Annotated in this window: 12 protein-coding genes; 11 read left to right on the top strand and 1 reads right to left on the bottom strand. The window is 47.8% G+C overall.

Features of this window, described 5'->3' with window-relative positions:
- Nucleotides 1–119: 119 nt before the first annotated feature.
- The 7 genes from PRUB_RS08570 to PRUB_RS08600 all read left to right on the top strand — a co-directional run bounded on the left by PRUB_RS08570 (nt 120) and on the right by PRUB_RS08600 (nt 8,291).
- Nucleotides 120–2,342, top strand: coding sequence for an NADP-dependent isocitrate dehydrogenase (locus PRUB_RS08570; protein WP_010385388.1), 2,223 nt, complete (start codon nt 120–122; stop codon nt 2,340–2,342).
- 102 nt (nt 2,343–2,444) lie between these two features.
- Nucleotides 2,445–3,104 (top strand): pseudouridine synthase, encoded by a 660-nt coding sequence (locus PRUB_RS08575; RefSeq protein WP_010385390.1) that lies wholly within the window; start codon nt 2,445–2,447, stop codon nt 3,102–3,104.
- 107 nt (nt 3,105–3,211) lie between these two features.
- A complete protein-coding gene (gene mnmA, locus PRUB_RS08580) occupies nt 3,212–4,312 on the top strand; it encodes a tRNA 2-thiouridine(34) synthase MnmA (RefSeq protein ID WP_010385392.1) in 1,101 nt (366 codons plus the stop codon).
- Nucleotides 4,312–4,914 (top strand): high frequency lysogenization protein HflD, encoded by a 603-nt coding sequence (gene hflD / locus PRUB_RS08585; RefSeq protein ID WP_010385393.1) that lies wholly within the window; start codon nt 4,312–4,314, stop codon nt 4,912–4,914. Before mnmA ends, hflD begins: the two co-directional genes overlap by 1 nt.
- Before the next feature lie 34 nt (nt 4,915–4,948).
- Nucleotides 4,949–6,319 (top strand): adenylosuccinate lyase, encoded by a 1,371-nt coding sequence (purB, locus tag PRUB_RS08590; protein WP_010385395.1) that lies wholly within the window; start codon nt 4,949–4,951, stop codon nt 6,317–6,319.
- Between the two features lie 238 nt (nt 6,320–6,557).
- Nucleotides 6,558–7,712, top strand: a complete 1,155-nt coding sequence (locus PRUB_RS08595) for a cupin domain-containing protein (RefSeq protein ID WP_010385398.1) — start codon at nt 6,558–6,560, stop codon at nt 7,710–7,712.
- A 120-nt stretch (nt 7,713–7,832) separates the two neighbouring features.
- Complete coding sequence (locus PRUB_RS08600; protein ID WP_010385400.1) at nt 7,833–8,291, top strand: GNAT family N-acetyltransferase; 459 nt, start codon at nt 7,833–7,835, stop codon at nt 8,289–8,291.
- Here PRUB_RS08600 and PRUB_RS08605 read toward each other — a convergent pair.
- Nucleotides 8,275–8,709: a DUF4826 family protein gene (locus PRUB_RS08605; protein WP_010385402.1), complete on the bottom strand. Its 435-nt coding sequence runs from the start codon at nt 8,707–8,709 to the stop codon at nt 8,275–8,277. The genes PRUB_RS08600 and PRUB_RS08605 overlap by 17 nt on opposite strands.
- A 465-nt stretch (nt 8,710–9,174) precedes the next feature.
- Between PRUB_RS08605 and PRUB_RS08610 the strand changes: the two genes are divergently transcribed.
- Genes PRUB_RS08610 through PRUB_RS08625 form a run of 4 tightly spaced genes read left to right on the top strand, consistent with a single transcriptional unit; the run spans nt 9,175 to nt 12,793 of the window.
- Nucleotides 9,175–10,023 (top strand): methyl-accepting chemotaxis protein, encoded by an 849-nt coding sequence (locus PRUB_RS08610; protein WP_242065230.1) that lies wholly within the window; start codon nt 9,175–9,177, stop codon nt 10,021–10,023.
- 21 nt (nt 10,024–10,044) lie between these two features.
- Nucleotides 10,045–10,413, top strand: a complete 369-nt coding sequence (locus tag PRUB_RS08615) for a response regulator (RefSeq protein WP_010385407.1) — start codon at nt 10,045–10,047, stop codon at nt 10,411–10,413.
- A 5-nt stretch (nt 10,414–10,418) separates the two neighbouring features.
- Nucleotides 10,419–10,700 carry an STAS domain-containing protein gene (locus tag PRUB_RS08620; RefSeq protein WP_040645001.1) on the top strand — a complete coding sequence of 94 codons (282 nt, stop codon included), beginning with the start codon at nt 10,419–10,421 and terminating at the stop codon, nt 10,698–10,700.
- 2 nt (nt 10,701–10,702) lie between these two features.
- Nucleotides 10,703–12,793 carry a chemotaxis protein CheA gene (locus PRUB_RS08625; RefSeq protein WP_010385413.1) on the top strand — a complete coding sequence of 697 codons (2,091 nt, stop codon included), beginning with the start codon at nt 10,703–10,705 and terminating at the stop codon, nt 12,791–12,793.
- Nucleotides 12,794–12,814: the final 21 nt, after the last annotated feature.

The following is a 12,814-nucleotide window of genomic DNA, read 5'->3' on the forward strand; positions in this document are numbered from 1 at the left end:
CCTTTATCAGGTCACCAAGCTGATGGCTGAATAAAGATCGTGTATGCGGATACGTCCTTGAATAGCAAGCTTTTGCTTTGTTGAACGGCTGTTTAGCCCTAAACTATCTAGGAATGATGATGACATCAAAAATTATTTACACTAAAACAGATGAAGCGCCGGCTCTGGCAACTTACTCTTTATTGCCAGTAATCCAGGCTTACACCAAAGCGGCTGGTGTTGAAGTTGAAACTCGTGATATTTCACTGGCAGGCCGTGTCATTGCGAACTTCCCAGAATTTCTGAGCGAAGAGCAACGCATTGGTGATGCTCTGGCTGAGCTAGGTGAACTGGCCAAAACGCCAGAAGCCAATATCATCAAACTCCCTAATATCAGTGCGTCTATCCCTCAGCTAAAAGCGACAATTAAAGAGCTGCAGGAAAAAGGCTATGCCCTTCCTGACTACCCTGAAGAGCCTAAAGACGACAAAGAAGCCCAAATCAAAGCGACTTACGACAAAATCAAAGGCAGTGCGGTAAACCCGGTACTGCGTGAAGGTAACTCAGATCGTCGCGCACCAGCTTCTGTTAAAGCGTACGCACGTAAAAACCCACATTCAATGGGTGCATGGTCTAAAGACTCACAATCCTATGTTGCCAGCATGAGCGAAGGCGATTTCTTCGGCTCAGAGCAATCAACTACTATTGCACAAGCAACTGACGTTCGCATTGAACACGTTGCTGCTGATGGCACGGTTGCAGTCCTGAAACAGAGCACGCCATTATTGGCTGGCGAAATCATTGACGCATCTCGTATGAGCGTAAGTGCACTGCGCAGCTTCCTGGAAGCTGAAGTAGAAGCGGCAAAAGAAAAAGGCGTACTTTTCTCATTACACATGAAAGCCACCATGATGAAGGTTTCTGATCCAATCATCTTTGGTCACGCTGTTAAAGTATTCTATAAAGAAGTATTTGCTAAGCATGGCGAAACGTTCGAAGCGCTGGGTGTAGATGTAAACAATGGTATTGGTGACGTTTACAACAAACTGGCTAACCTGGACGAAGCAAAACGTGCAGAAATTGAAGCTGATTTAGCTGCCGTTTATGACCTGCGCCCTAGTATTGCAATGGTTGACTCTGACCGTGGCATCACTAACCTGCACGTACCAAGCGATGTGATCATCGATGCATCTATGCCAGCTGCGATCCGTACCAGTGGTCAGATGTGGAATGCAGAGGGTAAACAGCAAGATACCAGCTTCGTCATTCCTGATCGTTGTTACTCTGGCGTATATCAGGCAACTATTGAGTTCTGTAAAGAGCATGGTGCGTTCGACCCTCGCACTATGGGTACTATCCCTAACGTTGGTCTGATGGCACAAAAAGCCGAAGAATACGGTTCGCATGACAAAACATTCGAAGCACCATCAGCCGGTCAAATCCGCGTTGTTGATCAAGCAGGTAACGTATTGCTGCAACACGATGTTGAGCAAGGCGATATCTGGCGCATGTGTCAGGTGAAAGATGCACCTATCAAAGACTGGGTAAAACTGGCAGTTAACCGTGCACGCGCAACCAACACACCTGCAGTATTCTGGCTGAACGAAAACCGCGCGCACGATGCGGAGCTCATCAAAAAAGTAAATGCCTACCTGCCAGAGCACGACACTTCAGGTCTGGAAATTCATATCCTGGCGCCTGTTGAAGCAACTGAATTCTCACTTGCCCGCATGAAAGAGGGTCAGGACACAATTTCAGTAACCGGTAACGTACTGCGTGATTACCTGACAGATTTATTCCCAATTCTTGAGCTGGGCACCAGTGCAAAAATGCTGTCTATCGTACCACTGATGAATGGCGGCGGCCTGTTTGAAACGGGTGCTGGCGGTTCTGCACCTAAGCACGTGCAACAGTTCGAAAAAGAGAACCACCTGCGTTGGGACTCGCTGGGTGAATTCCTTGCGCTAGCAGCTTCTCTTGAGCACCTGAGCCAGGTAACTGGTAACAGCAAAGCACAAGTACTGGCAGACACGCTGGACGCAGCAACGGGTAAATTCCTCGATGAGAACAAGTCGCCTTCACGTAAAGTGAAAGAGCTTGACAACCGTGGCAGCCACTTCTACCTTGCTATGTACTGGGCACAAGCACTTGCTGAGCAAACACAAGATGCTGAGCTTCAAGCTAAATTTGCAAATATTGCAAAAGGCCTGACAGATAACGAAGCAGCAATCGTCGGTGAACTGAACGATGCTCAGGGCCAGGCGATGAATATCGGCGGTTACTTCCAGCCTAACGATACACTGGCTGCTGAAGCTATGCGTCCGAGCAAAACACTGAATGACGTATTAACTAGTATGGCTTAATGCGTTAATTGCTCTAAAAAAGGTGGCCTGACAGCCACCTTTTTTCTTTGTCGTCATTCTTTGCTACACTCGCGCCATCGCAACTCAGCTATACTAGTGACTATGCCTGCACAGCGCACAAAAAACCGAACACACACTGCTAATCGCACCTCAGCCAGACGCCCGACTCATAAACGCCCCGGCACACAACGAGCGAATAAACCCAAACTCTCGCCAGATCAGGTTAAAGTCATTCTGTTTAATAAACCCTTTGATGTCCTGTGCCAGTTTACCGACGATCAAAATCGTCAAACACTCGCCAACTTTGTTGATATAAAAGATGTTTATGCAGCAGGACGACTCGACCGAGACAGCGAAGGCCTGCTGTTACTCACTAATTGCGGCCGCTTACAACATAAGCTGACCGAGCCTGGTAAAAAAACCGACAAAACCTATTGGGTTCAGGTAGAAGGTGAACCCGATGACACCGCGCTGCAAGCACTGCGCGAGGGGGTCATACTCAAAGACGGGCCGACACGACCAGCCAAAGTCCGCGTGATCGAAGCGCCAGATGTATGGCCACGCACTCCCCCTATCCGCGAACGTAAGAACATTCCCACCAGCTGGCTGGAAATCACCATATCTGAAGGGCGTAACCGTCAGGTGAGGCGCATGACAGCACATGTTGGCTATCCGACCCTGCGATTGATCCGCTATCGGATCGGCCCCTACACGCTCGATGGGATTGAAAACGGCCAGTATCGCGTGATGAAAACCACTTAGCCCGACGATGAAAAACTTGGGATTAATCGGCCCGCGACTTCCGGGCACCTTGATTTACATGCTATAATGCAGCTCACTTTTTTGTAATCAAAATACACAGCGAGTTTATGAGCGATAACAGTCAAATTAAAGTCATCGTCGGTATGTCCGGCGGCGTAGATTCCTCCGTTTCGGCCTACCTGCTTAAACAGCAAGGCTATCAGGTTGAAGGCCTGTTCATGAAGAACTGGGAAGAAGACGACAATGACGAATACTGTGCCGCCGCTGAAGATTTAAAAGACGCTCAGGCAGTATGCGATAAATTAGGCATTGAGTTGCATACCGTTAACTTTGCTGCAGAATACTGGGACAATGTATTCGAGTATTTCCTTGCCGAATACAAAGCCGGTCGCACGCCAAACCCAGATATCATGTGCAACAAAGAAATCAAATTTAAGGCATTCTTAGAATTTGCCGCCGAAGCACTGGGTGCAGACTATATCGCGACAGGTCACTATGTGCGTCGTGAGGAACGAGATGGCAAGTTTGCCATGTTGCGTGGGCTGGATAACAATAAAGATCAAAGCTACTTCCTTTACACACTTAGTCATGAGCACGTGGCACAAACACTTTTCCCGGTCGGCAATATCGAGAAGCCGGAAGTACGCCGCATCGCGGAAGAGCAGGATTTAATTACCCACAATAAGAAAGACAGCACCGGTATATGCTTTATTGGTGAGCGCAAGTTTAAAGACTTCTTACAAAAGTTTTTGCCTGCTCAGCCTGGCAATATTGAAGACAGTGAAGGCAACCATGTTGGTGAACATGAAGGCCTGATGTACCACACTTTGGGTCAGCGCAAAGGGTTATTGATCGGCGGAATGAAAGAAGGCTCAGGCGAACCCTGGTATGTGGTCGATAAAGACGTTGAACGCAATGTGTTGATCGTCGGGCAAGGCAAAAACCACCCTCGCCTGTTCAGTAATGGCCTGAACGCCAATCAGCTGCACTGGGTTGATCGCGTTGGCCCACAGGGTACGACGCGTTGTACAGTTAAAACCCGTTATCGCCAGGAAGACATCCCTTGTACATTACTGGTCGGTCAGGATGGTATGGCACGCGTGTTGTTTGATGAACCACAAAAAGCGGTGACACCTGGTCAATCTGCGGTCTTTTACCTGGACGACGTATGTCTTGGTGGTGGTATCATTGAATCGGTGATCAAATAATGCAGCGTGAAGTCGTGATCCCACTGGCTGCAATGTGCCAAATTGCCAAGCTTGTCCAGAAATGCGCCCGATATGGCACTTTTAACAGCCACGAAACAAACAGTATATTAAAAAGTATCACTATTACTTCGCCGCAAAACCCTCAGGATGTCTACGAAGACCCCAGTGCCGTCAAGCAAGGCTGTCGCGCACTCGCAGATCAGCTGAGTGCGCAAGGTGAGAAAGACGTGGAAATGGTCAAATACGTCGGTAGCCTGATGCAATTAGAGCGCGCACTTTCAGCCAATAGCAAAGCTCTGGCTGAACTGGGTAAGCGTATCGAACAACTCGACAGGCAACTTCAGCACTTCGATATCGGTGACGAGCAAATCGTTGCCGCTCTGGCTGATATCTATAGCCAGGTGGTGAGTCCGGTGGGCCCAAAAATCCAAATTTTTGGTAAACCCGAGTTGCTCAAACAGTCTCATGTACAACATCAGATCCGGGCCCTGTTGCTGGCCGGGATCCGCAGCGCAGTATTATGGCGTCAGCTTGGTGGTAAGCGTCGTCAGTTTTTCTTTGCGAAGAAAAAAATCATTACTGCTGCACAAAGTTATATTTAAATATCGTTCAAAAACCAATTAGTTAGGAGAAGTTATGGAGCTTTCAGCGTTAACCGCTATCTCTCCAGTAGATGGCCGCTATGGTAGCAAAACCAGTGAGCTGAGAAGTATTTTCAGTGAATTCGGCCTGATCAAGTATCGCGTGACGGTTGAAGTACGTTGGCTACAAGCCCTGGCCAACGCAGCTGCAATCAACGAAGTTCCAGCCTTCAGTGAACAGGCGAATGCCCTGTTAGACAGCATTGTTGATAACTTCAGTGAAGCCGATGCTGCACGAGTTAAAGAGATTGAGCGCACAACCAACCATGACGTTAAAGCCGTCGAGTATCTGTTAAAAGAGAAAGTCGCAGACAACGCTGAGCTTCAGGCAGTAAATGAATTTATTCACTTTGCCTGTACATCTGAAGACATCAACAACCTGTCTCATGGTCTGATGCTCAGTGAAGCACGTGATCAGGTATTACTGCCGTACTGCGATAAGCTATTGGCTGCTATTAAAGAAAAGGCGATTGAATATAAGTCTGTTGCGATGATGACCCGCACCCACGGTCAACCCGCTTCTCCGTCAACTATGGGCAAAGAATTTGCAAACGTATACGTACGTCTGCAACGTCAGCGCGAGCAGATTGCTAACGTTCAGATGCTGGGCAAAATCAATGGTGCCGTAGGTAACTACAACGCTCACCTGAGCGCTTACCCGGATTACGACTGGCACAATCATGCAGAGCAATTTGTAACCAGCCTGGGCCTGACCTGGAATGCTTTCACCACGCAAATTGAGCCACACGATTATATTGCAGAGCTGTTTGATGCGGTTGCACGTTTCAACACCATTTTGCTCGACTTTGATCGTGACGTTTGGGGCTACATTGCACTCAACCACTTTAAGCAAAAAACCATTGCGGGCGAAATCGGTTCTTCAACTATGCCACATAAAGTGAACCCTATTGACTTCGAAAACTCTGAAGGCAACCTGGGTATTGCTAATGCAATCTTCACTCACCTTGCACAAAAACTACCAGTTTCTCGTTGGCAGCGTGACCTGACCGATTCTACGGTACTACGTAACCTGGGTGTTGGCATGGGTTATACCCTGATTGCCTACCAAGCTACGCTTAAAGGGATCAGCAAATTGGAAGTGAATGCAGATCGCCTGTTGGCTGAGCTGGATGACAACTGGGAGCTACTGGCTGAGCCAATTCAGACTGTGATGCGTAAATACGGTATCGAAAAGCCGTACGAAAAGCTCAAAGAGCTAACACGCGGTAAACGCGTTAACCAGGTAATTATGGCTGAGTTTATCGATGGCCTGGATCTCCCTGAGCACGTAAAAGCTGACATGAAGCTAATGACGCCTGCCAACTACATTGGCCGCGCCGAAGCTTTCATTGATGAACTAAACTAATACCAAGTACTAATAACCAGTTTGAGAGATTAAATCTGCCGCTCACAGTGTTAAAAATGTTTGTTCAGAACCTATACTTAGAAGATGAGTTCAGACATTTTTTACCGGTGACACGCGAGGTGTTCTTACCTCAATATTGGCGGCTTAATTACGCAAATTGGTATCACTCAGAGATAAGCCTGAGAAGCGAAAGTCGTGGCATAGTGCCGGACTTTCGCTTTTTTATTGGAGTCACTTTATGTATCAGCTATCTATCAATGCCCTGACTGAGGCTGCGTTTCTAGCCCAGTACTGGCAAAAAAAACCTCTACTTATCAAACAAGGCTTTCAAAATTTCATCGATCCACTGTCACCAGAAGAACTGGCTGGCCTGGCAATGGAAGACAACATTGAATCTCGGATCGTCACCAACCACGACAATCACTGGGATGCACACCATGGTCCGTTTGAAGACTTTTCATTACTGACAGAGCAGCACAGTACTTTGCTGGTACAAGCCGTTGATCACTGGCACCCCCAGGCTGCCAGCTTGCTGGAACCGTTTCGCTTTATTCCAAACTGGCGTATTGACGATCTGATGATCAGTTTTTCTACGCCAGGGGGCGGCGTTGGTCCCCACCTTGATCAATATGACGTGTTTATTATTCAAGGTCAGGGAAAAAGACGCTGGCGCGTCGGTATGCCTGATGCCAGTCTGAAACAATTTGCGCAGAATAAAAGCCTGTTGCAGGTAGAGCAATTTGAAGCCTGCATAGATGCAGAGCTGGAACCAGGTGATATCTTGTACATTCCACCTGGCTGCCCTCATGAAGGCTATGCCGTTGAAAATGCAATGAACTATTCTGTAGGTTTCAGGGCCCCAGATCAAAAGGACCTGCTTTCAAGCCTCGCTGATCACCTGATAGATTCAGAGTTAGGTACAACCCGTTACAGCGACCCCGATCTCACACTACGTGACTCTCTGGGCGAGGTCAGTCGTCAGGACAAAGGGAAGATCCGCACTATGCTGGAATCGATACTGCATGACAGCGACATCTTCGACCAATGGCTGGGACAGACACTCAGTGAACCGAAACATGAAATGGATCTGGCACCACTCGATCCGCCACTGAATGCTGATACCTTACAAGATGATATTTCGCCCGAAGACACCCTGGTGCGCTCAGGTGGCGTCAGAGCTTTGTATCAGTTAACGACACACACGGTGATACTGAGTGTAAATGGGCAAAATTTCACCCTTCCTATTGAGGTCTTACCAGCCGTTAAAAAGCTGACAGATCAGAGTTGTACATCCGTATCTTCATTATTAGATGAGTTTTCATGTTTGGAATTTAAACAAACATTAACTACGCTTATTAACGATGGGTCCTTTTACATTGAGGACTGGGTGTAATTACCTGAATCTGAGGGTTAGTCACACAATAAGGCATCGGCCAAGTCGGTGCCACAATAATAAAGAGCACAGACTGATCCCCTAATCAGGCGTGATTATGATGTTTGATGCGAGGCAATCATGAATTACCACGTCGATATAGTGAGTTGGCAAAAAACTCAGGGACAACTGCGCCAAATCCGCGAACGAGTCTTCGTTTGCGAGCTTCACCTTCCAAGGGAAGTAGAGTTTGATCAACACGATAAAACTGCGGAACATGTTCTCGTACGGGATGAAAATCAATGCCCGATTGGAACCGGCAGGTTATGTTGTGATGGTCTGATAAGTCGAATTGCAATCATTCGGGCGCACAGGAATCGTGAAGCCTACCAGTCTTTGATCAGCTTTCTTAGTACACTGGCAGAACAAAAAGGTTATGAGAACGTTTTCGTGCAGTGCATTCTGGACGAAGTGCCCACCTTTTTGAAATCCGGCTTTTCCAAACAAGGCGGTGTATTTATGGAAGCAGGCATTCCAAGACAGCGAATGAAATGCCCGGTAAAAGAAATGAACTCTGAGCCCTTTACGATGCTACATTAGCCCATAACTGGTCTTTGTTAGCCAAATCATACACGCCATGGGCATGGTGAATAAGGAACTTAGCGTATTCGGTCTGGGTCGGATCCGGGCACTCTGCGCCCAGGATTTTATCGGCTTTGATTTGCCATTGATAAGAAAAGTGTTTAAGTGCGGCGCGCGCATCCGCAGCCCCGCTCACAGGCATTGCGTCTGTCGGAACTTTACCTGAGACAACCCAATACCCCTTGCCCTTATTGTCTTTAATTTTCCAAACACCACAGATAGGAGGCAAAATACGGGACTCACTGGCTTGAATGTTGATACCGACTATGCCTTTTTCTGCAAGGTACTTCTGCGCAGTCTGCAGTGAAGTGTGTTGCCACTGGGCAAGCATTTTTTGTTGTTCTTCTTTACTCATTTGTGTGTTGTCTTTCGCCATTCTTGATACTGCTTGAGGAAATTTCCTCTACTGTATGAATTAAATCGACCGGATGCAAGCCCCCACTCAAACAGGTGTATAAGTGCGACACAGCTTAAGATGATTATTTGTATTTGCACAATGAATAGTCTCGACTAGGATTAAAGGATCATCTAACAGGTCAAAGTGGTCGTAACTATGATCCCACTTTCCATTGCTATTCAGTCAATCATATTTGCGATCGCCTGGTATGGATCAAACCTGGTCTTTGCGTTGATTATTACAGCTCTGTCTGGACTCGCTCTGTACGTTGGCATTCGCGCTACCAGGGCAGACGTGCCAAAGGCTACGGACCCTCAACCAGACCAAACACTCGGACAGCAATCTGATCTCACCTGCCTGGAGCAATTGGGCCACACCATTACCCCGCAGTTGCGAGATCAAATAAACAGTGCCCGACAACAAACTAAACAAGCAGTTGATAATATGTCTGGTGAGTTTTCCCAGTTAGTGAGCAATATCACTGCAACCTTAGGCAGCCTGGATAACAGCAGTGCCAGTACTTTACAGCAAACTTCGCAACACAGCCGCGACCAGCTAAATCAGATCCTGGCTTATCTGGAGCAATCCAATACCAGCCAACAGCAACGTACGGAGACGTTTAAAACCATGGTCGAACAAAGCAAGGAGTTGCAGGCAATGTCCATCGATGTCGCAAAAATTGCAGAACAAACCAATTTACTGGCTCTGAATGCATCCATAGAGGCGGCGCGCGCCGGTGACAATGGGCGTGGCTTTGCGGTTGTTGCAGATGAAGTGCGTGCCCTCGCTAACTCGAGTGGAGACACAGGGGTCAAAATCAACAAAATGGTCGAGTCTATCGCACAGGCAATGCAAAGCTCTATGACGATGATGGAAAGCGAATTAACCGAGCGCCAGGCACTGACGGAAAAGTATCAACGCCAGATCAACGAAGTGATTGATACCTGGCTCACGTTATCTCAAAACGTTGAGCAACAGGCGCAAATACTCCAGACCTCTAACGAAGATAATCGACAAAAAATCTCGGAGATATTGGTTGATCTGCAGTTTCAGGACAGAGTCGATCAGATCCAGGACAGCGTGACAATTGCGCTGGAGATCATGACACAAGAGCTGGATAAATTCATTGAAGAGCGCCGCCAAAGCAGCACCGCCCGATTTAATCATCAGCGGATCAGTGACACACTTTCTCGCACCGCTGCAACCCGGGAGCAACGGCATATTCTGGCATCCAAGCACAGCGGCAGCAATCGCAAAGACGATGACACTGTGGACGACCTTACTTTTTTCTGACATGCAGCCTGAGGGTAAATTATGAGTAAAACCATTTTAGTTGTAGATGATTCTGATTCTTTAAGACAGGTCGTGAACATTGCGCTGACAGGGGCTGGTTACCAGGTTATTGAAGCCTGCGATGGCAAAGATGCCCTCAGCAAACTCACTGGTAGCAAAGTTCACCTGATAATCAGTGACGTCAATATGCCCAATATGAACGGCATTGAATTCGTCAAAAATGTCAAACAGCTACCGCAATACAAGTTTACACCTGTCATCATGCTGACCACAGAAAATCAACAGAGCATGATGGAAGAAGGCAAAAAAGCAGGTGCGAAGGCCTGGATGGTCAAGCCGTTTAAACCAGCACAAATGCTTCAAGCCGTCTCTAAGTTATTGATGATGTGATCGTGATGTCTGAGTGTTTTAAGTTCCCAACCGAGTTGACCATCTACGAAGTACAAGACGTGTATACAGAGCTCCGTACGTTTGTAGAGGGTAAGCAAGCGTTAGAGCTCGACTTAAGCCAGGTAGAAGAACTCGACAGCGCAGGGATCCAGTTGACAGTCTGGCTGGTGAATCACTGTCGGACAACAGGGGTACAGATTAATGCCCTCACCCTGTCAGATCTGCTTACAGCCAGGCTAACCCTGTTGAATGTGTCCCTGGCCGCTCAAAATAAAAGCGAACCTTAACTATGTCTGTTGATTTAAGCGCGGCCATTACCACTTTTGTCAGTGAGTCCAAAGAGCTTCTGGCCGACATGGAAAACTCTTTGCTGGATATGGAAGCCAGTGACGCTAGCGCCGATCAGGAAGAAACCATCAACGCCATCTTCCGCGCCATTCACACCATTAAAGGCAGTGCAGGGTTGTTTAGTTTTGACTATGTCGTGAGCCTGACCCACATTGCGGAAACCGTACTGGACGATATTCGAAACGGCAACCGGGAAATGAGTAAACCTCTGCTCTCTCTATACCTGGAAACGGGTGACTTGTGCGAGGAACTGATCCTGCTCGCCGCGTCTGACAGTGAACCCAGTGCACACCAACTGACCCAACTTGCTGCTCTGAACAGCCAGTTCAGTGAGTTTATCGACGATGCTGCTTCACCACAGGATAACATTGCCACCTCAGACAACCCTAAACAGCCGCAAAATGGTATCTGGTTTGTCTGCTTTGTTCCTAACGAAAATGTATTGCGTAATGGCCTGGACCCCTTCCCTTTTATTCACTTTCTGAATAATGAAGTAACCGACCTTGAAGTAGCCACGAATGTTGTTCCTCTGAATGCCCAAACCCCCTATGACCCCGAGTCCTGCTACCTGGCGTTTCTGATGCTGTTCCGTACAAGTCAAAACAAGGAAGCGATAGAAGAGGTCTTCGAGTTTATCAAAAACGATGCGGTCATAGAGATTTTACCACCTGCTCAGTGCAGTTACGACGCGATCCAGGCCTGCGCACGGTACTTTCCGGAACCATCTCAGTTCCAGTCAACCCTGTCACAGCTCACTCAGTCACTTTTACCGAATGAGCCATCCGCATCAGCCTCAGATAATGACCCTATGTCCCCCCCTGTTAAAGACAAGAAGAAAAACAAAGTACACAGCAGCAAAACCTTGCGGGTCGAGGCAATGAAGCTTGACAGGTTGATCGATCAAGTCGGAGAAATGGTCATTACCGGGGCCAGAACGAATCTGCTGGCCCACGAAACCGGCAACGAAACCCTGATAGAAGCTATGGCACTCCTTGAGCGATTGGTTGAAAACATTCGTGACAGCTCGCTTAAACTCAGGATGGTGCAAATTGGCGAAACCTTTAATAAGTTCAAACGTGTTGTCCGGGATGTGGCTGACGAACTGGGTAAAGAGGTGGAACTCAATATTATTGGCGCGGATACCGAGCTGGATAAAACCTTTGTTGAGAAAGTCAGCGATCCGCTTATGCATATCATCCGCAACGCCATAGACCATGGCATCGAAACACCTGATGAACGGGTTGCCGCAGGCAAGCCTGCCTGTGGTCAACTCACGCTCAAGGCCTATCATGACTCTGGCTCAATTGTGATAGAGATCCAGGATGATGGTCAGGGGTTAGATCAGAGCAAGATCCTGGCTCGCGCAATCGAAAACGGCTTGATCAGCGCAGAACACTCTTTGCAGGACAAAGAAATTAACCTGCTTATTTTTGAACCTGGCTTTTCCACTGCCGCCGCCGTAACCAGCATCTCGGGCCGTGGCGTGGGCATGGACGTAGTAAAACGTAATGTTGAAAGCTTGCGGGGTAGCGTGGAAGTCGACAGCACCAAAGGGCTGGGCTCCAAAATTATTATTCGCCTGCCACTGACTTTATCCATCATTGACGGGTTTATGTTTACCGTTGGCGACGAGGATTACGTGATCCCCCTCGATACTGTGGTTGAGTGCCTGGAACTGCACGAGGTGGTCTCTGAGTCCGACATTCAGGATAAGAACTACATTAACCTCAGAACTGAGGTCCTGCCTTTTATTCGTCTGCGTACCCTGTTTGGGATAGAGCAGCAAATTGAACACACGAAGGAATCACTGGTTATCGTCCAGTTTGGCACCCTTAGAGCCGGTCTGGTCGTCGACTCATTGCAAGGAGAGTTTCAGACCGTTGTAAAACCCCTGGGGAGGCTGTTCGAAGGCCTCAAATGTATCAGCGGAGCAACCATACTCGGCAGTGGCAAAGTAGCCATTATTTTGGATGTATCTGCCCTGATCCGCACCGCAATTACAATGTATGAGCAATTAGAGCTCAAACATTAGTCAGATAAACCGGAGCGTAAA

This window comes from Pseudoalteromonas rubra (assembly GCF_000238295.3).
GTDB classification, from domain to species: domain Bacteria; phylum Pseudomonadota; class Gammaproteobacteria; order Enterobacterales; family Alteromonadaceae; genus Pseudoalteromonas; species Pseudoalteromonas rubra.

Bases quoted from the DNA above. Each gene is read 5' to 3' on its own strand.
- PRUB_RS08605 (WP_010385402.1), bottom strand. From the start codon at position 8,709: ATGGCGAAAGACAACACACAAATGAGTAAAGAAGAACAACAAAAAATG.
- PRUB_RS08570 (WP_010385388.1), top strand. From the start codon at position 120: ATGACATCAAAAATTATTTACACTAAAACAGATGAAGCGCCGGCTCTG.
- PRUB_RS08575 (WP_010385390.1), top strand. From the start codon at position 2,445: ATGCCTGCACAGCGCACAAAAAACCGAACACACACTGCTAATCGCACC.
- mnmA (WP_010385392.1), top strand. From the start codon at position 3,212: ATGAGCGATAACAGTCAAATTAAAGTCATCGTCGGTATGTCCGGCGGC.
- PRUB_RS08610 (WP_242065230.1), top strand. From the start codon at position 9,175: ATGTCTGGTGAGTTTTCCCAGTTAGTGAGCAATATCACTGCAACCTTA.
- PRUB_RS08625 (WP_010385413.1), top strand. From the start codon at position 10,703: ATGTCTGTTGATTTAAGCGCGGCCATTACCACTTTTGTCAGTGAGTCC.
- PRUB_RS08600 (WP_010385400.1), top strand. From the start codon at position 7,833: ATGAATTACCACGTCGATATAGTGAGTTGGCAAAAAACTCAGGGACAA.
- PRUB_RS08595 (WP_010385398.1), top strand. From the start codon at position 6,558: ATGTATCAGCTATCTATCAATGCCCTGACTGAGGCTGCGTTTCTAGCC.
- purB (WP_010385395.1), top strand. From the start codon at position 4,949: ATGGAGCTTTCAGCGTTAACCGCTATCTCTCCAGTAGATGGCCGCTAT.
- PRUB_RS08620 (WP_040645001.1), top strand. From the start codon at position 10,419: ATGTCTGAGTGTTTTAAGTTCCCAACCGAGTTGACCATCTACGAAGTA.
- hflD (WP_010385393.1), top strand. From the start codon at position 4,312: ATGCAGCGTGAAGTCGTGATCCCACTGGCTGCAATGTGCCAAATTGCC.
- PRUB_RS08615 (WP_010385407.1), top strand. From the start codon at position 10,045: ATGAGTAAAACCATTTTAGTTGTAGATGATTCTGATTCTTTAAGACAG.